General features: G+C 60.7%; 19 protein-coding genes and 1 pseudogene. 17 read left to right on the top strand and 3 right to left on the bottom strand.

From position 1 onward, the window contains the following. The first annotated feature begins 227 nt into the window (after window positions 1-227). The 4 genes from CKW21_RS01670 (at window position 228) to CKW21_RS01655 (ending at window position 6688) form a co-directional block, all read left to right on the top strand. A complete protein-coding gene (locus tag CKW21_RS01670) occupies window positions 228-3431 on the top strand; it encodes a DUF2339 domain-containing protein (RefSeq protein ID WP_095192288.1) in 3204 nt (1067 codons plus the stop codon). Beyond that, window positions 3428-4798, top strand: a complete 1371-nt coding sequence (locus CKW21_RS01665; protein WP_095192287.1) for a DUF3999 domain-containing protein — start codon at window positions 3428-3430, stop codon at window positions 4796-4798. The genes CKW21_RS01670 and CKW21_RS01665 overlap by 4 nt, the downstream gene beginning before the upstream one ends. 273 nt (window positions 4799-5071) lie before the next feature. Then, window positions 5072-6082, top strand: coding sequence for a class 1 fructose-bisphosphatase (locus CKW21_RS01660; RefSeq protein ID WP_095192286.1), 1011 nt, complete (start codon window positions 5072-5074; stop codon window positions 6080-6082). 3 nt (window positions 6083-6085) lie between these two features. Beyond that, complete coding sequence (locus tag CKW21_RS01655) at window positions 6086-6688, top strand: DUF924 family protein (RefSeq protein ID WP_095192285.1); 603 nt, start codon at window positions 6086-6088, stop codon at window positions 6686-6688. 117 nt (window positions 6689-6805) lie between these two features. Here the strand turns inward: CKW21_RS01655 and CKW21_RS32145 are convergent, their stop codons facing one another. Both CKW21_RS32145 and CKW21_RS32140 read right to left on the bottom strand, forming a co-directional pair. Further along, window positions 6806-7591: a methyl-accepting chemotaxis protein gene (locus CKW21_RS32145; RefSeq protein WP_371917499.1), complete on the bottom strand. Its 786-nt coding sequence runs from the start codon at window positions 7589-7591 to the stop codon at window positions 6806-6808. 72 nt (window positions 7592-7663) lie between these two features. Beyond that, window positions 7664-8686 (bottom strand): annotated as a pseudogene (locus tag CKW21_RS32140) (cache domain-containing protein); the annotation flags it as partial. Window positions 8687-8980: 294 nt separating this feature from the next. Between CKW21_RS32140 and CKW21_RS01645 the strand changes: the two are divergent. Both CKW21_RS01645 and CKW21_RS01640 read left to right on the top strand, forming a co-directional pair. Next, window positions 8981-9235, top strand: a complete 255-nt coding sequence (locus CKW21_RS01645) for a hypothetical protein (protein WP_095192283.1) — start codon at window positions 8981-8983, stop codon at window positions 9233-9235. Window positions 9236-9266: 31 nt separating this feature from the next. Further along, window positions 9267-9836, top strand: a complete 570-nt coding sequence (locus tag CKW21_RS01640) for a lipocalin family protein (protein ID WP_095192282.1) — start codon at window positions 9267-9269, stop codon at window positions 9834-9836. A 122-nt stretch (window positions 9837-9958) separates the two neighbouring features. Here the strand turns inward: CKW21_RS01640 and CKW21_RS01635 are convergent, their stop codons facing one another. Continuing rightward, complete coding sequence (locus CKW21_RS01635) at window positions 9959-11323, bottom strand: formimidoylglutamate deiminase (RefSeq protein ID WP_095192281.1); 1365 nt, start codon at window positions 11321-11323, stop codon at window positions 9959-9961. A gap of 146 nt (window positions 11324-11469) precedes the next feature. On the opposite strand from CKW21_RS01635, the gene hutC reads away from it, so the two are divergent. From hutC to hutG, 11 genes are all read left to right on the top strand, one after another. After that, window positions 11470-12180: a histidine utilization repressor gene (hutC, locus tag CKW21_RS01630; RefSeq protein ID WP_170948611.1), complete on the top strand. Its 711-nt coding sequence runs from the start codon at window positions 11470-11472 to the stop codon at window positions 12178-12180. A gap of 10 nt (window positions 12181-12190) precedes the next feature. Beyond that, complete coding sequence (locus CKW21_RS01625) at window positions 12191-12760, top strand: HutD family protein (protein WP_095192279.1); 570 nt, start codon at window positions 12191-12193, stop codon at window positions 12758-12760. Between the two features lie 496 nt (window positions 12761-13256). Next, window positions 13257-14945 carry a urocanate hydratase gene (gene hutU / locus CKW21_RS01620; RefSeq protein ID WP_095192278.1) on the top strand — a complete coding sequence of 563 codons (1689 nt, stop codon included), beginning with the start codon at window positions 13257-13259 and terminating at the stop codon, window positions 14943-14945. 169 nt (window positions 14946-15114) lie between these two features. Further along, on the top strand, window positions 15115-16587 hold the full coding sequence (locus CKW21_RS01615) for a cytosine permease (RefSeq protein WP_095192277.1): 1473 nt from the start codon (window positions 15115-15117) through the stop codon (window positions 16585-16587). Window positions 16588-16655: 68 nt separating this feature from the next. Further along, window positions 16656-17624: an ABC transporter substrate-binding protein gene (locus tag CKW21_RS01610; protein WP_095192276.1), complete on the top strand. Its 969-nt coding sequence runs from the start codon at window positions 16656-16658 to the stop codon at window positions 17622-17624. A 70-nt stretch (window positions 17625-17694) separates the two neighbouring features. After that, window positions 17695-18546 carry a proline/glycine betaine ABC transporter permease gene (locus CKW21_RS01605; RefSeq protein WP_008058061.1) on the top strand — a complete coding sequence of 284 codons (852 nt, stop codon included), beginning with the start codon at window positions 17695-17697 and terminating at the stop codon, window positions 18544-18546. After that, a complete protein-coding gene (locus tag CKW21_RS01600) occupies window positions 18543-19376 on the top strand; it encodes a glycine betaine/L-proline ABC transporter ATP-binding protein (RefSeq protein WP_095192275.1) in 834 nt (277 codons plus the stop codon). The genes CKW21_RS01605 and CKW21_RS01600 overlap by 4 nt, the downstream gene beginning before the upstream one ends. A 141-nt stretch (window positions 19377-19517) precedes the next feature. Further along, window positions 19518-21041 carry a histidine ammonia-lyase gene (gene hutH, locus CKW21_RS01595; RefSeq protein WP_095192274.1) on the top strand — a complete coding sequence of 508 codons (1524 nt, stop codon included), beginning with the start codon at window positions 19518-19520 and terminating at the stop codon, window positions 21039-21041. Between the two features lie 128 nt (window positions 21042-21169). After that, window positions 21170-22708, top strand: a complete 1539-nt coding sequence (gene hutH / locus CKW21_RS01590) for a histidine ammonia-lyase (RefSeq protein ID WP_095192273.1) — start codon at window positions 21170-21172, stop codon at window positions 22706-22708. 101 nt (window positions 22709-22809) lie between these two features. Continuing rightward, complete coding sequence (hutI, locus tag CKW21_RS01585; RefSeq protein WP_095192272.1) at window positions 22810-24015, top strand: imidazolonepropionase; 1206 nt, start codon at window positions 22810-22812, stop codon at window positions 24013-24015. Window positions 24016-24025: 10 nt separating this feature from the next. Then, window positions 24026-24829, top strand: a complete 804-nt coding sequence (gene hutG / locus CKW21_RS01580; RefSeq protein ID WP_095192271.1) for an N-formylglutamate deformylase — start codon at window positions 24026-24028, stop codon at window positions 24827-24829. Window positions 24830-25101: the final 272 nt, after the last annotated feature.

Genomic DNA, 25101 nt, shown 5'->3' with positions numbered 1-25101 from the left:
TTTTACCGGGCGGCAGGGTACATCAAGAGTCAGGAAACTGCGCAGGCCAGTGTGGGAGCGAGCCTGCTCGCGAAGGCGGACTGACATTCAACATGAATGCTGAATGTCATGGCCACTTCGCGAGCAGGCTCGCTCCCACATGGTTTGTGCCGTTGCGCACTAGACTCAGGTCAGACGCTGTACCGCCTGGACTCGCCCCATGAAGGGGCCGCTTAGGGATATCGACCATGCAATGGATGTTCATGCTGATTGGCCTGGTGCTGGGCTGGATGCTCGACGAGTCGTTCAGCGACGCGTTGCTGGGCGCATTGCTCGGTTTGGCGAGTGGCCAGGCCATTCGCATCGGCCGGTTGGCGTCGCAAGCCAATGAGCATCGCCGTCAGCTGGAGCAGGCGCAGGTGGCACTGCATGGCGTCGAGCAACGGCTGGCACTTCTGGAGGTGTCTGGCGTCACCGCCCCTGAAACCGCTGAACCTGTCATCAGCGAAACCACGGCGGCCCCGGACAGCATTGTCGGGCAAACCGCTGCCGAAACCCCGGAACTGGTCTGGGAGCTTCCGCCCGAACTCGATCCCGTCACCGAACCCGACCGTCCACTGCCCGTGGACCCCTGGAAACCGCAACCGGTTTCCCGCGAATCGCAACAACCCGCGATCCCCCTCGGCCCCCATTTCATCGAGCGCGCCATCAGCGCTGCCCGCGCTTGGTTGTTTGGCGGCAACACTGTATTGCGGGTGGGCTTGGTCCTGTTGTTCCTCGGTCTGGCCTTCTTGCTGCGCTACGCCACCGAAGGCATGGTGGTACCGATCGAGTTGCGTTACGCCGGTGTCGCGGCGGCGTCACTGGGACTGCTCGGGCTGGGTTGGTGGCTGCGAACCCGCAACAACAATTACGCCTTGATGCTGCAAGGCGCCGGGGTCGCGGTGTTGTACCTGACGGTGTTTGCGGCGATGCGCCTGCACCCGTTGCTCGATCCTTCGGCGGCGTTTGGCGTCCTGGTTGCCATCACGGTGTTCTCGGCGATTCTTGCCCTGACCCAGAATGCCATGGGGTTGGCGGCCGTCGCCGCGCTGGGCGGGTTCGCCGCACCGATCCTGGCCTCCACTGGCACCGGTAGTCACGTCGCGCTGTTCAGCTATTTCGCCTTGCTCAATGCCGGCATCCTGGCCATCGCCTGGTTCAAGGCCTGGCGCCTGCTGAACGTTATCGGCTTTGTGGGCACCTTTGGCATCGGTTTCGCCTGGGGGTTGCGTTCCTATACGCCGGATTTGCTGTGGAGTACCGAGCCGTTTCTGATTCTGTTCTTCCTGATGTACCTGGCCATCGGCTTGCTGTTCGCTCGTCGCAAGCTGCATGTGATAAGCGACGGGCCCGCGGAAGGTGATCGAGAAGCGCTGTTGCGCTGGTCGGCCCGCAAGGGCGATTACGTTGATGGCACGCTGCTGTTCGGCCCGCCACTGGTGGGCTTCGGGTTGCAGTTCGCCCTGGTGCAGCATCTGGAGTTTGCCGCTGCCTTCAGTGCTTTGGCCATGGGCATGATTTACATGGCGCTGGCCCGTCTGCTGATGGGGGGGCGTGCAATGCTGTTGGGGGAAACCTGCCTGGCGTTGGGGGTGATTTTCACCAGTCTGGCAATCCCGCTGGGGCTGGATGCGCGTTGGACCACCGCAGCATGGGCGGTGGAAGGCGCGGGAATTTTCTGGCTCGGCCTGCGTCAACAACGGCCGTTGGCCCGGGCCTTTGCCTTGCTGCTGCAACTGGGGTCGGCCCTGACGTTTCTCAGCGAGCTGCGCGGCGGCGAGGGCAACCTGCTCGACGGCACACCGTTGGGCGCGCTGATGCTGGGTGTCGCGCTGTTGTTCAGTTTCTATCAGTTGCACAAAGCGTCGCCGGAGCAAACCAAATCCTGGGAACGCCAAGGCACGCCCGTTTTGGCCTGTCTGGGCCTGGTATTTCTCTATCTGCTGGCGCCGCTGTTTTTCTTCAGCCATGGCACGGTGATCTGTTGGGCCTTGGCGGGGCTAGTGACGTTAGTTGTCGGTCTGCGCATTGAGTCGCGTGCAGTCCTGTTCAGCGCGCTTGCCGTGCAATTGTTGGGTGGCGCCTTGATCCTCGCAGCATGGCCGCTGTCTGGTGAAACGTTGCGACCCTTGGCCCATGGCGGGTTCTGGGCGCCGCTCTTGCTGGGGCTGGCTGCGTTGGTCGGTGCCTGGCGTTTGCACATCAGCAATCTTGCCATGGCGCCTGATGGTTTGCAGCGTTTGTCCCGGATATTGCTGGTGTGGGGCGCGGCCTGGTGGATGTTGGCGTGGGTCAGTGATGTGATGCGCTTTGCACCGTTGCCGCTGCAGGGGACGTTGCTACTGATCGTCGCGGCCGTAAGCGTTGCGATGTGGACAGTGCTGGCGCTGCGTCTGAATTGGCCGTCGCTGGGGGTACTCTGCACGGTGTTGATCCCTGCTGCCGCACTGGTGCTGCTTGGGGTCTGGTACCCGCGCTATCACCCGGCCGCCCATTTCGGCTGGCTGGTCTGGTCAGCGTTGTTCGTGGTGCATTTCGTCTCCCTGCGACGCCTGGCAACGATGTTGCCGGCGCGGGTTTTGAGTGCGGCTCATGTACTCGGCTGTTGGTTGTTGATCGGGGTGCTGGCCCTGGAATTGCGTTATGGCCTGTTGCTGTTGTCCGAGCAATACAACGCCTGGCGCTGGTTGGGCTGGGCGATTCTGCCGAGCCTGTATCTGGTGCTGATGGCGGCCCCGCGCGCCTGGCCGTGGCCGGTGTCGGCCTGCAACCGCGAATACCGCCTGTACGCCGCTGCCCCGTTGGCGCTGTTGATGCTTGCCTGGTTCTGGTTGGCGAACGCCTTCAGTAATGGCAGCGCCGAGCCATTGCCCTACGTGCCGCTGATCAACCCGCTGGAGTTGGGGCTGATCTTTGCGTTATTCGGCGTGTATGTCTGGTCCCGCAGCGCCGTGACGCAGCTTGGGGTGGGCAGGGAGTCCGCAGCCAAAGCCAGTCTGGCGATCACGGGTGTCTCGCTGTTTGTATTCTTCACCGCATTGGTCATGCGCACGGCGCACCAGTGGAGTGGCGTGCCGTTCGAGCTTGATCGGCTGCTTGAATCCATGCGGGTGCAGGCTGGCCTGTCTATCGTCTGGACCTTGATGGCCCTGAGTCTGATGATCGGCGGACATCTGCGTGGTCGTCGCGAGGTCTGGCTGGTGGGCGCCGTGCTGATCGGGGTAGTCGTGGCCAAGCTGTTCTTTATCGAATTGAGCAACCGCGGCGGGCTGGCGCGGATTGTGTCGTTCATTGGCGTTGGCGTATTGCTGCTGGTGGTGGGCTACTTCGCCCCATTGCCGCCCAAACGCATCGAGGCTGTGTCGGAAGCAGAAAAACCGGCACCGCAAACCGAAGGAGTGTCGTCTTGAGTCAGAAGCTGAACCTGGGCTGGTTAGGCGCTGTTGCAATGGGTATGGCGCTGGCAGCCGGCGCTCAGGAAAAACCGGCGGATTTCGCCACGCAGGTACCGTTGTCCGTGAGCGGTGAAGGTCCGTGGTATCGCCTTGAATTGCCCCTGGCGGTTCAGCTGAATGCACGGCAGACCGACCTCAGCGATGTACGCGTGTTCAACGCTGCCGGCGAGCCGCAAGCCTATGCTCTGGCCCGGGAACCTGCCCAGGTCGACGACAATCGAACGCTGACCGACGTCAAATGGTTCCCGCTGTACGACTCGGCGGACGACACCGAGCGCGCACCGGGCGTGCGGGTGCAATCAAACGTAAACGGCACGCTGGTCGAAGTGCAGCCGTCCCGTCAGTTGGAGGCGGGCGAAGAAGTACTGCGTGGTTGGTTGCTCGACGCCAGCGGTATCAAGGCGCCATTGCAGCAGTTGATCCTCGACTGGACCAGCGAGCGTGACGGATTCCAGCGGTTCAGCATCGAGGCCAGCGATGATTTGCAGCATTGGCAGTCCTGGGGCGAAGGGCAAGTGGCGCGGCTGACCTTTGCCGACGAACGGGTCGAGCAGCATGAAGTCGGACTGCCGGGGCAATCGGCGCGCTATCTGCGATTGCTGTGGAACACGCCGCAAGCGGCGCCGATCCTGACGTCGGCGCAGCTGCAGAGCGCCAGCCCACGCAGCCTGCCGCTGCCGTTAGTCTGGTCGCAAGCGTTGGCCGGTAGCAGTGTCAAGGCGGGGGAGTACATCTGGCAATTGCCGATGGGGCTGAACGTCGAGCGCGTTCAGATCGTACTGGACCAGCCCAACAGTCTGGCGCCCGTGGTGTTGTCCGGTCGCCGGGAGAGCAGCCTGCCGTGGCAGCCGATGAGCAGCGGCTTGTTGTATCGCCTGACCCAGAACGGCCAGGACGTGCTGCAGAACGAATTGCAGTTATCGGGGCAAACCGTGCAGCAGTTGAAACTGGTGGTGGACGAGCGCGGCGGTGGTCTGGGGGCTCAGGCGCCCACGCTGAAATTTGCCGTGCGCGCCACGCAATTGGTGTTTCTGGCGCGGGGGGCGGGACCTTTTACGCTGGCGTTGGGCAGTGCAACGGCGAAGGCGGCGAATTTGCCGTTGTCGACGCTGATTCCTGATTTCAACGCAGCGAAGCTGGCGACGTTGGGCAGGGCTTCGGTCGATGGTGGGGCGGTGGTCACCCCGGCTGCTGCGGCCGTACCGGCACCGACCGGCACCGACTGGAAGAAATTCGGCCTGTGGGCAGTGTTGTTGCTCAGCGTGCTTTTTCTGGCGGCGATGGCGTTCAGTTTGCTGCGCAAACCACCGGTAAAGCCCTGAAGGCGGGTGCTTTGCACCCATTCGCGAGCAGGCTCGCTCCCACAGGATCATGCGTTCCCATGTGGGAGCGAGCCTGCTCGCGAATGCGATCGATCAGTCGACAAAGACGCTGAAATGGCCGCTATTCTTTGGCCCCCATCTCGCCCATTTCCATCTACGCTGAACCCCGCGCATGAACTCTCTTCGACCGATCACGTCTGATAGGAGGAAATGCGCCCCGACTCGCGCTAAACTGCGCGGGTTTTTAAGCCCCCCATTCCTCCGGAGCCTTCCATGTCCCGCGTTACCTTGAGTCGCTATTTGATTGAGCAGACCCGCAGCAACAACACACCTGCCGATCTGCGCTTCCTGATCGAAGTGGTGGCGCGTGCTTGCAAGGAGATCAGCCACGCCGTTTCCAAAGGCGCCCTGGGCGGTGTTCTGGGCAGCATGGGCACTGAAAACGTCCAAGGCGAAGTGCAGAAGAAACTCGACGTACTCTCCAACGAAATCCTGCTCGAAGCCAACGAGTGGGGCGGTCACCTGGCTGGCATGGCGTCCGAAGAAATGGACAACGCTTACCAGATCCCGGGCAAATACCCGAAGGGCGCGTACCTGCTGGTATTTGACCCACTGGACGGTTCGTCGAACATCGATATTAACGCCCCGGTTGGCACGATCTTCTCGGTGCTGCGTTGCCCGAATGAATACCTGAGCCAGAACGAAGCGCTGAATGAAAAGGCCTTCCTGCAGCCAGGCACCCAGCAGGTTGCCGCCGGTTATGCCATCTACGGCCCTCAGACCATGTTGGTGCTGACCCTGGGCGATGGTGTGAAAGGCTTCACCCTGGACCGTGAAATGGGCAGTTTCGTCCTGACCCACGAAGACATCACCATTCCTGAAACCACCCAGGAGTTCGCGATCAACGCGTCCAACCAGCGTCACTGGGAAGCGCCTGTACAACGTTATGTCAGCGAACTGCTGGCAGGTGACGAAGGCCCGCTGAAAAAGAACTACAACATGCGCTGGGTGGCCGCGATGGTCGCGGACGTGCACCGCATCCTGACCCGTGGCGGTCTGTTCATGTACCCGCGCGACAGCCGCGAGCCGTCCAAGCCGGGCAAACTGCGCCTGATGTACGAAGCCAACCCGATGTCGTTCCTCGTGGAACAAGCGGGCGGTGCTTCCACTGACGGCCGCCAGCGCATCCTCGACATCCAGCCTGAAGGTCTGCACCAGCGCGTGGCGGTGTTCCTCGGCTCAAAAGAAGAAGTTGCACGCGTCACGGCCTACCACAAGGAATAAACCATGACCGCGCCCTGGCAGCCGTTGCTCGAATGGTGGTTCGGAAACTCTGAATCATCGAAGGAAGTGGCGGCGCAGAAGGGCAAGTTGTGGTTCGGCAAGCGTGACAGCCAGGACCTCGAAGCGCGTGAGCGTTTCGGGGACCAGGTCGAGCAGGCACTGGCCGGCGGTTTGACCGAGTGGGCGCAATGCCCCGAAGGTTGGCTGGCTCTGGTGTTGTTGCTCGATCAACTGCCGCGAATGATCTTTCGCGATTCTCCCAAGACTTATTCCGGTGATGCCCGGGCCCAGGCACTGGTGGCGCAAGGCATTGCGGCGGATTTCGATCGCCAGTTGTTACCGATTCAACGGGTGTTTATCTACCTGGTGTTCGAGCACTGCGAAAATCTCGCGGTGCAGAACGAAGCCGTTTCTCGTTATCTCGGTTTGCTGGCGCAACAGCCGGAAAGCGACCGGGCGTTGTTTGCCGATTATCTGGATTACGCCGAGCAACATCAGAAAGTGATCGCGCAGTTTGGGCGGTTTCCGCACCGCAATGCGGTGTTGGGGCGGGAGTCTACGACTGAGGAGTTGGCGTTTCTTTCGAAGCCCGGCTCAAGGTTCTGAATCTTCATTGCGGCTGATGCCGTCTTCGCGAGCAGGCTCGCTCCCACACGGGATCTGTGTCGTTCACAAATCCCCTGTGGGAGCGAGCCTGCTCGCGAAGAGGCCAGTGAGAGCGCCTTAGATCCGGAAGCTACCCACCAACTGCTTCAACCGCGCCGCCTGCTGCTCAAGATCGGCACACGCGCGCAAGGTCGATTGCAGGTTCTCCACACCTTCCTGGTTCAGCGTGTTGATTTCGGTGATGTCGACGTTGATCGATTCCACCACGGCCGTCTGTTCTTCCGTCGCCGTCGCCACGGATTGGTTCATGCCGTCGATTTCGCCGATGCGCTGGGTCACGCTGCCCAGGCGTTCGCCGGCCTGATTGGCGATGTTCACGCTGCTTTCGCTATGGCGCTGGCTTTCGGTCATGGTACCCACCGCTTCACGAGCGCCGACTTGCAGCTCTTCGATCATCTTCTGCACTTGCTGCGCCGAATCCTGGGTGCGGTGAGCGAGGTTGCGCACTTCATCGGCAACCACTGCAAAACCTCGTCCGGCTTCACCGGCACGTGCGGCTTCGATCGCGGCATTGAGGGCCAGCAGGTTGGTCTGCTGGGAGATGCTGGTGATCACTTCCAGAATTTGCCCGATGTTGACGGTGTTGCTGTTGAGCGTCTCGATGTTGCCGCACGAATCGCTGATCTTCGCCGACAGCTGATGCATCGCGGAGATGGTTTTATCCACCACCTGTTGGCCTTCTTCCGCCAGCGAACGGGCATCGCTCGAATGCTGAGAGGCAAGGGCGGCGTTCTGGGCGATTTCCTGGGCGGCGGCGCCGAGTTGGTTGATCGCCGCGGCGACGCTGCTGGTGCGCGAGGCCTGTTGGTCGGAGTTGAAAATCGACGAGTTGGATGCAGCCACCACTCGCAGCGCCACTTCGTTGACCTGGCCAGTGGCCGAGGACACCTCACGAATCGAAGTGTGGATCCGCTCGACGAAACGATTGAACGACAGCCCCAGTGCGCCGAATTCGTCGTGACCGTGAATGGTCAGGCGTTTGGTCAGGTCACCTTCGCCCTCGGCGATGTCATGCATGGCGCGGCCCATGGTCAGCAACGGCTGCATCAGGAAGTTGATCAGCATGCCCAGCAACGCGATGATGATCACCACAGCAATCACCATGGCAATAATCGCCGAGGTGCGGAATTCGCTGAGCATCGAGAAGGCGGTGTCCTGGTCGAGAACCAGCGCCACATACCAATCCGCCGACGGTACGCCGTTGACGTGGGTAAAGGAGATGAACTGGCGCTTGCCATCGATTTCGACTTCTTTCATGCCCGGGCTGACTTTCGGTGCGCCATTGGGGTAAGCATCGGTCAGGTTCTTGAGTACCAGTTTGCTGTCGGGGTGGATCAGGATCTTGCCGTCTGCGCCGACGATGAAGGCATGACCATGACCACCGAAGTTCAGGGAGTTGATGATCGCGCTGACGCTGGACAGGTCGATGTCGGCGCCGGCAACGCCGATCATTTGGCCTTGCTGCTTTACTGGCGTGGCGACTGTGATCACCAGTTTGCCGGAGGACGCGGCGATGTACGGTTCGGTAACGATGGTCTGCTGTGCACTGTTGGCTGCTTTGTACCAGCCTCGGGCGCGCGGGTCGTAGTCCGCTGCGCGGTTGCCAGCCGGAATCGAGAACATCACGCCATCGATGCCACCGAAGTAGCTCAGCTGGAAGTTGCCGGTATAGGCGGGCAGGTCGATGGCGCGTTTGAGGTTAACCTGGGCGCTGCCGTCCACGGCGATTTGTTGGGACAGCGATTGCAGCAACTGAATGCGGCTTTCCAGCCAGGTCTGGATGTTGCTGGTGGTCAGGCTGCCGAGTTCCTGCATCGAGGCCTCGGTGCTGCTACGCAACGTCTGGCGCTGGCGATAGTCGTTGAACAGGATGAAACAAGCGAATGCAACGGCCACCACGAGGGCAGCAGCCAACAGGATTTTGTGGCTGAACTTCATGTTTCTGGTCATTAAATGAGCTACCGCGGAAAGACTCGTCGACAAAGGGGGCAAATGCCTCGCAAGTGGGCATTGCGCTGCCTTGTATGTCGACTGAGCTGCGCCAAAGATTAGGCGTTTTTTGACGAAACCCGACGAAATGCCCGATAGCCCTGCAAAGTGGTTGATTATTCGGCGCAAGGCAGACGAGCGGCCCTATAAATACCCAGCGGGTGAGGGAACCAGAAAGGGGTTTTCTCTTCTAAGGTTCTGCTTGGCAGCCATGCCAATCCCTTTTGCCCCTGGAGTTACACCATGTCGCTGCGATCCATCGCCCTGCTTTCGTTCTGCGTGTTGTTGGCTGCGTGCAGCAAGGTCAATCAGGAAAACTACTCGAAGCTCTCGTCCGGCATGGACAAGGCCGAGGTTGAAACCCTGCTGGGCAAACCCGCCGATTGCTCAGGCGCGCTCGGCATGTCCAGTTGCACCTGGGGCGACAAGAACAGCTTTATCAGCGTGCAATATGCCGGTGACAAAGTGCTGATGTTTTCCGGCCAAGGCCTGAAGTAAACCGGGGCCGAGCGCCCACGGGAGAAAAATAATGAAGCGGTTGTTGATCATGCTTTTTGCCGGCCTGGTATTGGCCGGCTGTGCCACTTCTGGCCAGGATCCGTTGGCGCCCAAGACCGCCAACAGCGTCAATCTCAAGCGTTACCAGGGCACCTGGTACGAATTGGCGCGGCTACCGATGTATTTCCAGCGCAACTGCGCGCAATCCGAAGCTCACTACACGCTCAATCCTGACGGCAATGTGGCGGTGCTCAATCGCTGCCTGACGCCGCAGTGGGAGTGGGAAGAGGTCAAGGGCACGGCTTATCCACAGGTGCCGGGCAAGACCGACAAATTGTGGGTCGAGTTCGATACCTGGTTTTCCAGGCTGATTCCGGGCGTTGCGAAGGGCGAATACTGGGTGTTGTACGTCAGCGAAGACTACAAGACCGCCATCGTCGGCGACCCGAGCCGTCGTTACCTGTGGCTGCTGTCGCGCACCCCGACCGTCAATGGTGTCGTGCGGGAGGAGTTGCTGAGCAAGGCGCGTCAGCAGGGTTACGACACCACGCGGCTGATCTGGCGGGCGTCGGATACGCAGATGGCCAAGACCTCGAACTAACCGCCGCCAAAGAACAAAACTGTGGGAGCGAGCCTGCTCGCGAAAGCGGTCTGCCAGTCAACATCTCTGTTGAATATGACGACCTCTTCGCGAGCAGGCTCGCTCCCACATTTCGTTTTGCGTTAACCCAGGAGGTCGCGCAGGACTTGGGTGAAGGCTCGGTTACTCTCTTCTTCGCCGGCATGCCGTCCATCACGCACAACCCACTGACCATTGACCAGCACGTCCCGCACCTGGCGATCGCCCCCGGCAAACAACCAGCGGTTCAAAATCCCGTCACCACTGGCCGTCGCCAGATACGGATCACTTCCATCCAGCACTAGCCAATCCGCCCGCTTGCCGACTTCCAGCGCGCCAATCGGTTGACCCAACGCTTGCGCGCCGCCATCCAGTGCCGCGTCGTACAGCGTGCGGCCAACCATCGGCTGCTCCGCCCCATACAACCGGTTGCGCCGCTGATCGCGCAGACGCTGGCCATATTCCAGCCAGCGCAGTTCTTCCACCACGCTCAGTGACACATGGCTGTCGGAGCCGATGCCCATGCGTCCGCCCTGTGCAAGGAAGTCTACCGCCGGGAAAATCCCGTCGCCCAGATTCGCTTCGGTGGTCAGGCACAGGCCGGCGATAGCGCGACTCTTGGCCATCAGCGTGACTTCTTCCGTGTTGGCGTGGGTAGCGTGAACCAGGCACCAGCGCTGATCGACCTCGATGTTTTCATACAGCCATTGCAGCGGACGACGGCCACTCCAGGTCAGGCAGTCGTCGACTTCCTTCTGCTGTTCGGCGATGTGAATGTGCACCGGGCACTGCTTGTCGCTGGCCGCCAATACTTCACTGATCTGCTGCGGCGTTACCGCGCGCAACGAGTGGAAACACAATCCCAGCGATTGCACCGGTTGCTGCGCCAGGATCGGCTGCAAGCGCGATTGCAGTTTGAGATAGTTTTCGGTGCTGTTGATAAAGCGGCGCTGGCCTTCATTCGGGGTCTGGCCACCGAAACCGGAGTGGCTGTAGAGCACTGGCAGCAGCGTCAGGCCGATACCGGCGGAACTGGCCGCCTGGCTGATACGCAGCGCCAGTTCGGCTGGGTCTGCATAGGGCAGGCCGCTGGTGTCATGGTGCACGTAGTGGAATTCCGCGACCGAGGTGTAACCGGCCTTGAGCATTTCGATGTACAGCTGACGTGCGATAACGCCAAGTTGTTCCGGGCTGATTTTTCCGACGAGGCGATACATCAAGTCGCGCCAGGTCCAGAAGCTGTCATTCGGATTGCCCGCCACTTCCGCAAGCCCGGCCATGGCCCGCTGGAAGGCGTGGGAGTGCAGATTCGGCATGCCCGGCAGCAGCGGACCGCTCAACCGCTCGGCGCCATCTGCATGGGAATCGGCCTGGATATGGGTCAGGACGCCATCGGCGCTGACCTCAAGACGTACATTGTTGGCCCATCCACTAGGCAGCAGCGCGCGTTCGGCAAAGAAGGCGGACATGGTTCAGCACCCCATCGTGTGTTATTTGTATATACATATACAGACGTTTGCCTGCCCGGTAAACTCCGGCAAGCTAGCAATCTTTCTTCAATGAACAAGGATCCACCGTGCCGACTCCGCCTCCAGTCTCTCCGTTGGCCGCGAACATGGGCGACAGTCCGGCGCCCTTGTACGCCCGCGTCAAACAAATGATCACCCAGCAAATCGACAGTGGAAACTGGCCGCCGCACTACCGCGTTCCGTCGGAAAGCGAGCTGGTCAGCCAGTTGGGTTTCAGCCGCATGACCATCAACCGCGCCCTGCGCGAGATGACTGCCGATGGCCTGTTGGTGCGCATGCAAGGCGTCGGCACGTTCGTCGCCGAGCCGAAAAGCCAGTCCGCCCTGTTTGAAGTGCACAACATCGCCGACGAAATCGCCTCCCGTGGTCACCGCCACACGTGCAAAGTCATCACGCTTGAAGAAGAGGCCGCGGGGTCCGAGCGCGCCCTGGCCCTGGATATGCGTGAAGGGCAGAAAGTCTTCCACTCGCTGATCGTGCATTTCGAAAACGACATCCCGGTGCAAATCGAAGACCGTTTCGTCAACGCACTGGTGGCGCCGGAATACCTCAAGCAGGACTTCACCCTGCAAACGCCTTATGCCTACCTGAATCAGGTTGCGCCATTGACCGAAGGCGAGCATGTGGTCGAGGCGATACTGGCCGAACCCTCCGAATGCAAGTTGTTGCAGATTGAAAAGGGCGAGCCGTGCCTGCTGATCCGTCGCCGCACCTGGTCCGGCCGCCAGCCGGTGACCGCTGCCCGTTTGATCCACCCCGGTTCCCGTCATCGTCTGGAAGGTCGTTTTCATAAATAGAGAGCAGTAAATGAGTGAGTTGAAGGTTCTACGCGCGGTCGATTACCCGCGCATGCCGTGGAAAAACGGCGGCGGCAGCACCGAAGAAATCACCCGCGACGCCGGCACCGGCCTGGATGGGTTCGGCTGGCGCCTCTCGATTGCCGACATCGGCGAATCGGGCGGATTTTCCACCTTCGCCGGATATGAGCGAATCATCACCGTACTCCAGGGCGACGGCATGACCTTGTCGGTCGACGGCCAGGTCACACGGCCGTTGTTGCCCATCGATCCGTTTGCCTTCAGCGGCGAGAGCCAGGTGTCCTGCACATTGCTCGGCGGACCGATTCGCGATTTCAACCTGATTTATGCGCCAAAGCGTTACAGCGCACGGCTGCAATGGTTGAGCGGTGAGCAGCGGTTTTTCAGTGAGGCGGGGACTGTACTGGTGTTCAGCGTCAGCGATGCGCTGGAGGTGAAGGTCGGTAACAGTGCTTCGCAACTGGGTCGTCATGATTGTCTGCAACTTGTCGGTAACACTGGCCTGCTGGAAGTTTCCAGCAATGACGCCTGTTGCGTGATCGAACTCACCGCACGCTGATCCATCTCTGTAGGAGCGAGCTCGCTCGCGAAAAACCAAAATTCGCCGCTGGGCATCTGGTTCTGCGCGTTATCGTTGACCACCATCGCGAGCAAGCTCGCTCCTACAGAGAGCGTGGTTTGCCCGCGATGTTGTTTTACCACTCATACCGTTTCCCTCCGCGCACCACTTTGTTACCGAACGCCCCAGCGTGGCGCAAAACCACACTCAAGTAACAGCCCTCCCTTCCACCACTAAATCCCCTCGAAAAATTTCATCTACGCCGGAGCCCTTGATCCAGGCGCTCTCCAGCCGTGCGCATGGTTTTCTTGAATGCCCATCCAACAAGTTGGCCGCTTGATTGCATATGCTTGTATGTACAAGTAAAGACGTATGCGTATGAGTCGATCGAGACTCCCCGCAACGTCCACTGATTCGCTTGTAGCGCTTTGATGCGCACAGGCTGGCTTACCCACCGCCAGGGTTGGTTTGGATTGATCGCTGAGGAGTCTTTTTCGTGACTGACAATACCCAGAAAACCACTAAGTTTCGTGACGTTGAAATCCGCGCTGCTCGCGGTAACAAGCTGACCGCCAAGAGCTGGCTGACCGAAGCGCCGCTGCGCATGCTGATGAACAACCTCGATCCGGAAGTCGCCGAGAACCCTAAAGAACTGGTGGTTTACGGTGGTATCGGTCGTGCGGCACGTAACTGGGAATGCTACGACAAGATCGTCGAGAGCCTGACCAACCTGAACGACGACGAGACCCTGCTGGTGCAATCCGGCAAGCCGGTCGGCGTGTTCAAGACCCACGCCAATGCCCCGCGCGTACTGATCGCAAACTCCAACCTGGTACCAAAATGGGCCAGCTGGGAACATTTCAACGAACTCGACGCCAAAGGCCTGGCAATGTACGGCCAGATGACCGCCGGCAGCTGGATCTACATCGGCAGCCAGGGCATCGTCCAGGGCACCTACGAAACCTTCGTCGAAGCCGGTCGCCAGCACTACAACGATGACCTGAAAGGTCGTTGGGTCCTGACCGCAGGCCTGGGCGGCATGGGTGGCGCTCAACCTCTGGCTGCAACCCTGGCCGGCGCTTGCTCGCTGAACATCGAATGCCAGCAGGTCAGCATCGATTTCCGCTTGAACAGCCGCTACGTCGACGAGCAAGCCAAAGACCTCGACGACGCGTTGGCCCGCATCGACAAATACACCAAGGAAGGCAAAGCGATTTCCATCGCCCTGCTCGGCAATGCCGCTGAAATCCTTCCGGAATTGGTCCGTCGCGGCGTGCGCCCGGACATGGTCACCGACCAGACCAGCGCCCACGACCCGCTGAACGGCTATCTGCCTGCCGGCTGGACTTGGGAAGAGTACCGCGCTCGCGCCAAGACCGAGCCTGCTGCCGTGGTCAAAGCCGCCAAGCAATCGATGGCCGTGCACGTTAAAGCGATGCTGGATTTCCAGAAAATGGGCATCCCGACTTTCGACTACGGCAACAACATCCGTCAGATGGCGCAAGAAGAAGGCGTGGAAAACGCATTCGACTTCCCGGGCTTCGTACCGGCTTACATCCGTCCACTGTTCTGCCGTGGCATTGGCCCGTTCCGTTGGGCTGCGCTCTCGGGCAACGCTGAAGACATCTACAAGACCGACGCCAAGGTCAAGGAACTGATCCCGGACGACGCTCACCTGCACAACTGGCTGGACATGGCGCGCGAGCGCATCAGCTTCCAGGGTCTGCCGGCGCGTATCTGCTGGGTTGGCCTGGGCCTGCGCGCCAAGCTCGGTCTGGCGTTCAACGAGATGGTACGTAGCGGCGAACTGTCCGCTCCCATTGTGATCGGTCGTGACCACCTGGACTCCGGTTCGGTATCGAGCCCGAACCGCGAAACCGAATCGATGCAGGACGGTTCCGACGCCGTATCCGACTGGCCATTGCTCAACGCCCTGCTCAACACCGCGAGCGGTGCGACCTGGGTTTCCCTGCACCACGGCGGCGGCGTCGGCATGGGCTTCTCCCAGCACTCGGGCATGGTGATCGTCTGCGACGGTACTGACGAAGCGGCGGAGCGTATCGCTCGCGTACTGCACAACGACCCGGCGACCGGCGTCATGCGTCACGCCGATGCGGGTTACCAGATCGCGATCGACTGCGCCAAGGAACAAGGGCTGAACCTGCCGATGATTACCGGCAAGTAACTCTGGAAATCAGGGGGCTTTATGTGGGAGCGAGCCTGCTCGCGAATGCGGCATGTCAGCAAACATAGATGTTGAATGTGCTGGCCTCTTCGCGAGCAGGCTCGCTCCCACAGGAGCCAAACCAGAAATAATCGGTAAACCCAGAATAACAATCCACAGAGGTTGAACCATGGCTGTTAACAGCGAGCGTGCAGGCAGCAAACCGTTGATCGAGACGCGCTCGATCGACTACATCCCGGAAGCGGAAAGACACGGTCGTCTGTTTAGCCAGTTCACCCTGTGGATGGGTGCCAACCTGCAAATCACCGCGATCGTCACCGGGGCCCTGGCCGTGGTGTTGGGCGGTGATGTGTTCTGGTCGTTGATCGGTTTGCTGATCGGGCAAGTGCTCGGCGGCGGCGTCATGGCGTTGCACGCGGCGCAAGGGCCCAAGCTTGGCCTGCCGCAGATGATCTCCAGCCGGGTGCAGTTCGGCGTTTATGGCGCGGCCATCCCGATCGTGCTGGTCTGCCTGATGTACCTCGGATTCACCGCGACGGGCACCGTGCTGTCCGGTCAGGCGTTGGGTCAGTTGTTCGGGGTCAGTGACAGCGTCGGTATCCTGATTTTTGCCAGTGTCATCGTGCTGGTCACGGTGCTCGGTTATCGGGTGATCCATTGGATTGGCCGTGTTGCCAGTGTCATTGGTGTGATTGCCTTCGTTTACCTGTTCAGCCGTCTGATGAGCCAGACCGATGTTGGCGCATTGCTGCAAATCCGTCACTTCAGCTGGAGCAGCTTCCTGCTGGCGGTGTCGCTCGCGGCGTCCTGGCAGATCGCCTTCGGCCCTTATGTGGCTGACTATTCACGCTACCTGCCGAGCCAAACGTCCTCGGTGAAAACCTTTTTCGCCGCGGGCGCAGGTTCGGTCATCGGCGCACAAGTGGCGATGATTCTCGGTGTGTTTGCCGCCGCCTCGGCCAATGGCCAATACGCCGGCCATGAAGTGGCCTACATCGTTGGTTTTGCCGGCAGTGGTGCCACCGCTGCGCTGCTGTACTTCAGCATCGCGTTCGGCAAGGTCACCATTTCCACGCTGAACTCCTACGGCAGCTTCATGTGCATTGCGACCATCATCAGCGGTTTCCGTGGTGACCTGAAGGTCACGCGCTTGCAGCGTCTGGTGTTCGTGCTGCTCATCGTGGGTGCGGCGACCCTGATGGCGTTGCTCGGCCAGCACTCGTTCCTCGGTGCGTTCAAGTCCTTCATCCTGTTTTTGCTGGCGTTCTTTACGCCATGGAGCGCGATCAACCTGGTGGACTACTACTGCATTACCCGCGAGCGCTATGACGTACCGGCGCTGGCCGATCCGAACGGTCGTTACGGCCGTTGGAACGCCCTCGGTATCAGCGTCTATGTGTTCGGTGTGTTGGTGCAGCTGCCGTTCATCGCCACCAAGTTTTATACCGGACCGCTGGTGGAAGCATTGGGGGGTGTGGATATTTCCTGGATCATCGGTCTGGTGCTTCCCGCAGCGCTGTATTACGTGTGTGCGAAAAAATGGCACGGCACGGTACCCGATAAGCTGATCCTGCCGGTCGAGCAGGGCAGCGTTGTACAACCAGAAACAAGCGGGGCCGGTCGCGCTGCGGCGCAGGCCTGATTGGACGTGGACAGGGCTGGATGCCTCTTGACTGCCGTAAGCCAATTCATGATTAGGAGCGTCACACAATGAAATCGAACAAGACCCTGCTGACCACATTGCTTTCCATGGGCCTGCTGGCCAGCGCCGGCGCCACTCAGGCGGCGGGTTGGTGCGAGTCGGGCAAACCGGTGAAATTCGCCGGCCTGAACTGGGAAAGCGCCATGCTGTTGACCGACGTGATGCAAGTCGTGTTGGAGAAGGGTTACGACTGCAAGACCGACAGCCTGCCGGGCAACTCCATCACCATGGAAAACGCCTTGAGCAGCAATGACATCCAGGTGTTCGCCGAAGAGTGGGTTGGCCGCAGCGAGGTCTGGAACAAGGCCGAGAAGGCCGGCAAGGTCGTCGGCGTCGGTGCTCCGGTCGTCGGCGCTGTAGAAGGCTGGTATGTGCCGCGCTACGTGATCGAAGGCGACGCGAAGCGCAAACTGGAAGCCAAGGCGCCGGACCTGAAAAACATTGCCGATCTGGCCAAGTACTCGGCGGTGTTCAAGGACGCCGAAGAGCCTTCCAAGGGCCGTTTCTACAATTGCCCGGCCGGTTGGACCTGTGAGCTCGACAACAGCGAAATGCTGAAAAGCTACGGTCTGGAAAGCTCCTACACCAACTTCCGCCCAGGCACCGGCCCGGCGCTGGATGCCGCCGTGCTGTCGAGCTACAAGCGTGGCGAGCCGATCCTGTTCTACTACTGGTCGCCAACGCCGCTGATGGGCCAGGTCGACGTCGTGAAGCTCGAAGAGAAACCCGGCGTGAACAAGACCGTGACCATCAAGGTCGGCCTGTCCAAGACTTTCCATGAGCAAGCGCCGGAACTGGTGGCCGTGCTGGAAAAGGTCAACGTTCCAATCGACCTGCTGAACCAGAACCTGGGTCGCATGAGCAAAGAGCGTATCGAGTCGCCAAAACTGGCCAAGATCTTCCTGAAGGAACATCCTGAAGTCTGGCACGCATGGGTGAGCGAAGACGCAGCCAAAAAGATCGACGCGGCCTTGTAGGTTGAGCCTCACCGACTGCCGGCGACGGCAGTCGGATGCTTGATCGCAACCCCTTGATTGAGAGTCTCTTATGTTTCCCGAAAGCTTTACTTTTTCCATCGCCGACTGGGTCAACGGTTGGGTCGATTCGCTGGTCACCAACTACGGCGATGTGTTCCGCAGCATCTCCGACACCCTGTTGTGGGCCATCGTCAATCTTGAAGGGCTGCTACGCGCGGCGCCCTGGTGGCTGATGCTGGCGATCGTTGCCGGTGTGGCCTGGCACGCGACGCGCAAAGTGGTGACCACAGCGGTCATCGTCGGTTTGCTGTTCCTGGTGGGCGCGGTCGGCCTCTGGGACAAGCTGATGCAAACCCTGGCGCTGATGATGGTGGCAACGGTCATCTCGGTGCTCATCGGCATTCCGCTGGGCATTCTCTCGGCGCGCAGCAATCGCCTGCGTTCGGTGCTGATGCCGCTGCTGGACATCATGCAGACCATGCCGAGCTTCGTGTACCTGATCCCGGTGCTGATGCTGTTCGGCCTGGGCAAGGTCCCGGCGATTTTCGCCACCGTGATCTACGCCGCGCCACCGCTGATCCGCCTGACCGATCTGGGCATTCGCCAGGTCGACGGTGAAGTGATGGAAGCGATCAACGCCTTCGGTGCCAACCGCTGGCAGCAACTGTTCGGCGTGCAACTCCCGCTGGCCCTGCCGAGCATCATGGCCGGGATCAACCAGACCACCATGATGGCCCTGTCGATGGTGGTGATCGCCTCGATGATCGGTGCCCGTGGCCTGGGTGAAGACGTGTTGGTGGGGATTCAGACCCTCAACGTCGGACGTGGCCTGGAGGCCGGTCTGGCGATCGTGATTCTGGCAGTGGTGATCGACCGCATTACACAGGCGTACGGTCGCGCACGGCATGAGGTGAGCAAATGAACAGCAACGAAGACATCAGCAAGATCGAAGTCAAAAACGTCTTCAAGATTTTCGGCAACCGTGCCCAGGATGCACTGGCCATGGTCGGCCAGGGCAAGACCAAGGACCAGGTGCTGGCCGAAACCGGCTGCGTTGTCGGCGTGAACGACCTGTCATTGAGCATCGGTAGTGGCGAGATCTTCGTGATCATGGGCCTGTCGGGTTCCGGCAAGTCGACCCTGGTGCGCCACTTCAATCGCCTGATCGACCCGACCAGCGGCGCGATCCTGGTGGACGGCGTGGACATCCTGCAATACGACATGGAAGCCCTGCGCGAATTTCGTCGGCGCAAGATCAGCATGGTGTTCCAGAGCTTCGGCCTGCTGCCCCACAAAACCGTGGTGGATAACGTCGCCTACGGCTTGAAAGTGCGTGGCGAGAGCAAGCAGATGTGCACCGAGCGCGCGCTGCACTGGATCAACACCGTGGGCCTCAAGGGCTACGAAAACAAATACCCGCACCAGCTTTCGGGCGGCATGCGTCAGCGCGTGGGCCTGGCCCGCGCCTTGGCGGCGGATACTGACATCATCCTGATGGACGAAGCCTTCAGTGCCCTCGACCCGCTGATCCGCGCCGAGATGCAGGACCAGTTGCTGGAACTGCAAAAGACCCTGCACAAGACCATCGTTTTCATCACCCACGACCTCGACGAGGCCGTGCGCATCGGCAACCGCATCGCGATCCTCAAGGACGGCCGCCTGATTCAGGTAGGCACCCCGAAAGAGATCCTGCATTCGCCGGCGGATGAATATGTCGACCGGTTCGTACAGCGGCGGGCGGCGGTGGTTTAAGAGATTTGCAGTGACTGTGCTGACCTCTTCGCGAGCAGGCTCGCTCCCACATTGGAATGCATACCCCTGTGGGAGCGAGCCTGCTCGCGAAGGCGGCGGCAGAGCTGCATCAATATTCAGGTTGTACGCATGAGGTTAATAATGTCCCAGGCTGAAAAAATCGTTATCGCCGATGCCCCGTTGCGTTGGCAGGATGTGGTCGCGGTCGCCCGCCATGGCGCACAGCTTGAGCTGTCGGCGCAGGCCTGGGCACGGATCGAGAATGCCCAGGCAATCGTCCAGCGCATCGTCACCAGCGGCGAACGCGCCTATGGCGTCAACACCGGCCTGGGTGCCTTGTGCAATGTCTCGCTGAAGGACGAACAACTCAGCCAACTGTCGCGCAACACTCTGCTCAGTCACGCCTGTGGCGTTGGCGCTCCGTTGGCCGACGAGCAGACCCGCGCAATCATGTGTGCGGCTATCCTCAATTTCACCCAGGGCAAATCCGGCGTGCATCGCCGGGTGGTCGAAGCCCTGCTGGCGCTGCTCAACCGCGGCATCACCCCGCAAGTGCCCTCCCAGGGTTCGGTCGGTTACCTGACCCACATGGCCCATATCAGCATCACTTTGCTGGGTGTCGGTAACGTCAGCTATCGCGGGCAAATCGTGTCCGCACAACAGGCGCTGGTCGAAGAAGGCCTGCAACCGGTTCAACTCGGCGCCAAGGACGGTCTGTGCCTGGTCAACGGTACGCCGTGCATGAGCGGTCTCAGCTGTCTGGCGATTGCCGACGCCACGCGTCTGTTGCAGTGGGCCGACGTGATCAGTGCCATGAGCTTCGAGGCCCAGCGTGGGCAGATCGATGCGTTCGATGCCGAGATCATCGCGCTCAAGCCGCATCCAGGCATGCAACAGGTCGGGATCAATCTGCGCGCACTGCTCGATGGCAGTGAAGTGATTGCCCAGAGCAAAGGCATTCGTACTCAGGATGCGCTGAGCATCCGCTCGATCCCGCAGGTGCATGGCGCCGCTCGCGATCAGCTCGAACACGCTATCAAACAAGTCGAAACCGAACTCAACGGCTGCACCGATAACCCGCTGCTGCTGGGGACGCCGGACAACTTCCGCGTCATGTCCCAGGCGAACCCGCACGGTCAATCGGTGGCGCTGGCAGCGGATTTGCTGGCCATTGCCATGGCGGAAATCGGCTCCATCGCCGAACGACGCCTGGACCGTTTGATCAACCCGCACGTCAGCGGTCTGCCGGCGTTCCTGGTGGCCAACCCGGGGGTGAACTCCGGGATGATGATCGTGCAATACGTCGCCGCTTCGCTGTGCGCGGAGAACCGTCAGCTGGCGCAACCGGCAGTGCTCGATAACTACGTGACTTCGGGCTTGCAGGAAGACCACCTGAGCATGGGCACCAACGCCGCGTTGAAGCTGCATCGCGCCCTGGAAAATTGCACGCAGATCCTCGCCATCGAGTACCTGCTGGCGGCCCAGGCTTTCGAGTTCCTCAAGGAACAACGTTTTGGTGCAGGCACCGATGCGGCGTGGCGCCTGCTACGTGAGCGCGTGCCTGCCTACGATCAGGATCGCTGGCTGGCACCGGACATCGCCGCCGCCGCCGGCGTTTTGAAAGACCCGGCCTTGCTGCAAAAAGCCTTGCCGAATTTGAACTGATTTTTAAACAAAACCAGCGTGCCAAGGCGCCAGCCCTCTCACAAAAGGGGGAAGCGACGGACAACGGATATCTCCGGAGCGTCTGGTAGTACTCTTCTTGAAAAAAGAAGAAAACTCTCAAAAGGAGAATGAATGTGACTGCGCTTAATTTGATTCCCGGCCAACTGACCCTTGCCCAACTGCGTGATGTTTATCAGCAGCCGGTGAAACTGACCCTCGACCAAAGCGCTTCGGCCCAGATCGAAGCCAGCGTCGCCTGCGTGGAACAGATCCTCGCCGAAAACCGTACCGCTTACGGCATCAACACCGGTTTCGGCCTGCTGGCGTCGACTCGCATCGCCAGCGAAGACCTGGAAAACCTGCAGCGCTCGCTGGTGCTGTCCCACGCCGCCGGTGTCGGCGAGCCGATCAGCGACGCATTGGTGCGTTTGGTCATGGTGCTCAAGGTCAACAGCTTGAGCCGTGGCTTCTCGGGTATTCGCCGCGTCGTGATCGATGCGCTGATCGCTTTGATCAACGCCGAGGTTTACCCGCACATTCCGCTTAAAGGTTCGGTCGGTGCCTCCGGTGACCTGGCGCCGCTGGCGCACATGTCGCTGGTGCTGCTGGGTGAAGGCAAGGCTCGCTACAAGGGCGAGTGGATGGAAGCCACCGAAGCACTGAAAATCGCTGGCCTGAAACCCTTGACCCTGGCTGCGAAGGAAGGCCTGGCGCTGCTCAACGGCACCCAGGTGTCCACTGCGTTTGCCCTGCGCGGTCTGTTCGAAGGTGAGGACCTGTTCGCCGGTGCCCTGGCCCTGGGTGGTCTGTCGGTCGAAGCGGTACTCGGTTCGCGTTCGCCATTCGACGCACGCATCCACGCCGCCCGTGGCCAGAAAGGCCAGATTGATGCTGCCGCCGCTTACCGCGATCTGCTGGGCGAGCGCAGTGAAGTCTCTGATTCTCACGAGAACTGCGAAAAGGTCCAGGACCCGTACTCCCTGCGTTGCCAGCCGCAAGTCATGGGCGCCTGCTTGACCCAGTTCCGTCAGGCCGCCGAAGTGCTGGCTGTCGAAGCCAACGCGGTCTCCGACAACCCGCTGGTGTTCGCCGCTGAAGGTGACGTGATTTCCGGCGGCAACTTCCACGCCGAACCAGTGGCCATGGCCGCTGACAACATGGCGCTGGCCATCGCTGAAATCGGCTCCCTGAGCGAACGCCGCATCTCGCTGATGATGGACAAACACATGTCGCAACTGCCGCCGTTCCTGGTGGCCAATGGCGGCGTGAACTCCGGTTTCATGATCGCCCAGGTGACCGCGGCCGCTCTGGCCAGCGAAAACAAGGCGCTGTCTCATCCGCATTCGGTAGACAGTCTGCCGACGTCCGCCAACCAGGAAGACCACGTGTCCATGGCCCCGGCTGCCGGCAAGCGCCTGTGGGAAATGGCTGAAAACACCCGTGGCATTCTGGCTGTGGAATGGCTGGCGGCGGCCCAGGGTCTGGATCTGCGCAACGGTCTGAAGACCTCGCCGAAACTGGAAAAGGCTCGGGCGATTCTGCGTAAGGAAGTGCCGTTCTATGAAAAGGACCGTTTCTTCGCGCCGGACATCAATGCAGCGACTGAGTTGTTGGCGTCGCGTTGCCTGAATGAGCTGGTCACGGCGAAGTTGCTGCCGAGCCTGTAAGGGCCTCTTCGCGAGCGGGCTCGCTCCCACAGGGAGTACGCATTCCACTGTGGGAGCGAGCCTGCTCGCGAATCGATCTATAAATTTGTGGAGACTAAGGGATGAAAACCCTCTGGCAACACTGCCACGTCGCAACCATGGCGCAAGGCGTCTACTCGATCATCGAGGATGCGGCCATCGTGACGTCCGGTGCGCACATCGAGTGGGTCGGCCCGCGCAGTGAACTGCCGTCCGGCGAATACCCGGCGGTCAATGATTTGAAAGGGGCCTGGGTCACACCGGGCCTGATCGACTGCCATACCCACACGGTGTTTGGCGGTAACCGCAGCGGTGAATTCGAGCAGCGCCTGCAAGGCGTCAGCTACGCGCAAATCGCCGCAAGCGGCGGCGGCATCGCCAGCACCGTACGCGCCACCCGTGCGGCGAGCGAAGACGAATTGTTCGCCAGCGCCGCCAAGCGCCTGAAAAGCCTGATGCGTGACGGCGTCACCAGCGTCGAAATCAAATCCGGCTACGGCCTGGACCTGGCCAACGAACGCAAGATGCTTCGAGTCGCCCGTCGTCTCGGTGCCGAACTGCCGATCAGCGTGCGCAGTACCTGCCTGGCCGCTCACGCCTTGCCGCCAGAGTATGTCGATCGCGCCGACGACTACATCGAACACATCTGCTCTGAAATGCTCCCGGCCCTGGCTGCCGAAGGGCTGGTGGATGCGGTCGACGCGTTCTGCGAGTATCTGGCGTTTTCGCCAGCGCAGGTCGAGCGCGTGTTTATCACCGCACAGAAACTGGGCTTGCCGGTGAAGCTGCACGCCGAGCAGTTGTCGTCCTTGCACGGTTCCAGCCTGGCGGCGCGTTATCACGCACTGTCCGCTGATCATCTGGAATTCATGACGGAAGAAGACGCCATCGCCATGGCCGCGTCTGGCACCGTGGCAGTGTTGCTGCCTGGCGCCTTCTATTTCCTGCGCGAAACCCAATTGCCGCCGATGGACGCCCTGCGCAAGCACGGCGTGAAAATCGCCATTGCCAGCGACCTCAATCCCGGTACCTCGCCAGCGCTGTCGTTGCGCTTGATGCTGAACATGGCTTGCACCTGTTTCCGCATGACCCCGGAAGAAGCCCTCGCAGGCGCGACGATCCATGCGGCTACGGCATTGGGCATGGCCGACACCCACGGTTCGATCGAGGCCGGCAAGGTGGCGGATTTCGTCGCCTGGCAAATCGATCGTCCAGCCGACCTGTCGTACTGGCTGGGCGGCGATCTGGAAAAACGCGTCGTGCGTCACGGCGTCGAAACGAGCGTGTAGGAGAGCAGTTGTGGATAAGGTTCTGAACTTCAAACAAGGCCGCGTGCCGCTGCTGATCAGCATGCCTCACGCCGGTGTGCGTCTGACCCCGGCGGTCGAAGCCGGGTTGATTCCCCAGGCGAAAAGCCTGCCGGACACCGACTGGCACATCCCGCAGCTGTACGACTTCGCCGCTGAACTGGGCGCCAGCACCTTGGCCGCGGAGTATTCGCGGTTTGTCATCGACCTGAACCGGCCATCCGACGACAAGCCGTTGTACGTGGGCGCCACCACCGGTCTGTACCCGGCGACACTGTTTGACGGCGTACCGCTGTTTCGCGAAGGTCTGGAACCTTCGAAAGCCGAGCGCGCGACTTATCTGGAGCAGATCTGGACGCCATACCACAGCACCTTGCAGCAGGAACTGGCGCGTCTCAAAGCCGAGTTCGGCTATGCGCTGCTGTTCGACGCGCACTCGATCCGCTCGCTGATCCCGCACCTGTTCGACGGCAAACTGCCGGATTTCAACCTCGGCACCTTCAACGGTGCCAGTTGCGATCCGCAGTTGGCTTCGCAGCTGGAAGCGATCTGCGCCGGGCACCCGGACTACAGCCATGTGCTGAACGGGCGCTTCAAGGGCGGCCACATCACCCGCCATTACGGCAATCCAGCGGAAAACATTCATGCGGTGCAACTGGAGTTGGGCCAGTGCACGTATATGGAAGAGTTCGAGCCGTTCCGTTATCGCGCGGATCTGGCGGAGCCGACGCGGGTGGTGCTCAAAGAGTTGCTGCAAGGCTTGTTGGCCTGGGGCAAAAAGCACTACAACCGTTAAAGCCGGGCGAATAACCCTGTGGGAGCGAGCCTGCTCGCGAAAGCTGTATTTCGGTCAACATCTCAGTTGGCTGATATTCCGCCTTCGCGAGCAGGCTCGCTCCCACAGGTATTTTGTCTCGCCACAGATTCGTGCGTGCTGACAGTCGCCACCGTGCAAAACACGGTCGCCACAGGTCGCTTTTACCGCTCGTCTGCTGCGTAATGTTTCCGGCACGGTGCACAAAGACACCGGCCCGACAATAATCCGCTGCCGCACGAGAATGCTCCCCA

Source organism: Pseudomonas sp. Irchel 3A7, assembly GCF_900187565.1.
GTDB lineage: Bacteria > Pseudomonadota > Gammaproteobacteria > Pseudomonadales > Pseudomonadaceae > Aquipseudomonas.
This window is presented reverse-complemented; position numbering and strand designations above follow the sequence as displayed.

Excerpts from the sequence above, each read along its gene's own strand:
- CKW21_RS01670 (WP_095192288.1), top strand. The coding sequence starts at position 228 with ATGCAATGGATGTTCATGCTGATTGGCCTGGTGCTGGGCTGGATGCTC.
- CKW21_RS01660 (WP_095192286.1), top strand. The coding sequence starts at position 5,072 with ATGTCCCGCGTTACCTTGAGTCGCTATTTGATTGAGCAGACCCGCAGC.
- CKW21_RS01655 (WP_095192285.1), top strand. The coding sequence starts at position 6,086 with ATGACCGCGCCCTGGCAGCCGTTGCTCGAATGGTGGTTCGGAAACTCT.
- CKW21_RS01645 (WP_095192283.1), top strand. The coding sequence starts at position 8,981 with ATGTCGCTGCGATCCATCGCCCTGCTTTCGTTCTGCGTGTTGTTGGCT.
- CKW21_RS01640 (WP_095192282.1), top strand. The coding sequence starts at position 9,267 with ATGAAGCGGTTGTTGATCATGCTTTTTGCCGGCCTGGTATTGGCCGGC.
- CKW21_RS01635 (WP_095192281.1), bottom strand. The coding sequence starts at position 11,323 with ATGTCCGCCTTCTTTGCCGAACGCGCGCTGCTGCCTAGTGGATGGGCC.
- hutC (WP_170948611.1), top strand. The coding sequence starts at position 11,470 with ATGGGCGACAGTCCGGCGCCCTTGTACGCCCGCGTCAAACAAATGATC.
- CKW21_RS01625 (WP_095192279.1), top strand. The coding sequence starts at position 12,191 with ATGAGTGAGTTGAAGGTTCTACGCGCGGTCGATTACCCGCGCATGCCG.
- CKW21_RS01615 (WP_095192277.1), top strand. The coding sequence starts at position 15,115 with ATGGCTGTTAACAGCGAGCGTGCAGGCAGCAAACCGTTGATCGAGACG.
- CKW21_RS01610 (WP_095192276.1), top strand. The coding sequence starts at position 16,656 with ATGAAATCGAACAAGACCCTGCTGACCACATTGCTTTCCATGGGCCTG.
- CKW21_RS01605 (WP_008058061.1), top strand. The coding sequence starts at position 17,695 with ATGTTTCCCGAAAGCTTTACTTTTTCCATCGCCGACTGGGTCAACGGT.
- CKW21_RS01600 (WP_095192275.1), top strand. The coding sequence starts at position 18,543 with ATGAACAGCAACGAAGACATCAGCAAGATCGAAGTCAAAAACGTCTTC.
- hutH (WP_095192274.1), top strand. The coding sequence starts at position 19,518 with ATGTCCCAGGCTGAAAAAATCGTTATCGCCGATGCCCCGTTGCGTTGG.
- hutH (WP_095192273.1), top strand. The coding sequence starts at position 21,170 with ATGAATGTGACTGCGCTTAATTTGATTCCCGGCCAACTGACCCTTGCC.
- hutI (WP_095192272.1), top strand. The coding sequence starts at position 22,810 with ATGAAAACCCTCTGGCAACACTGCCACGTCGCAACCATGGCGCAAGGC.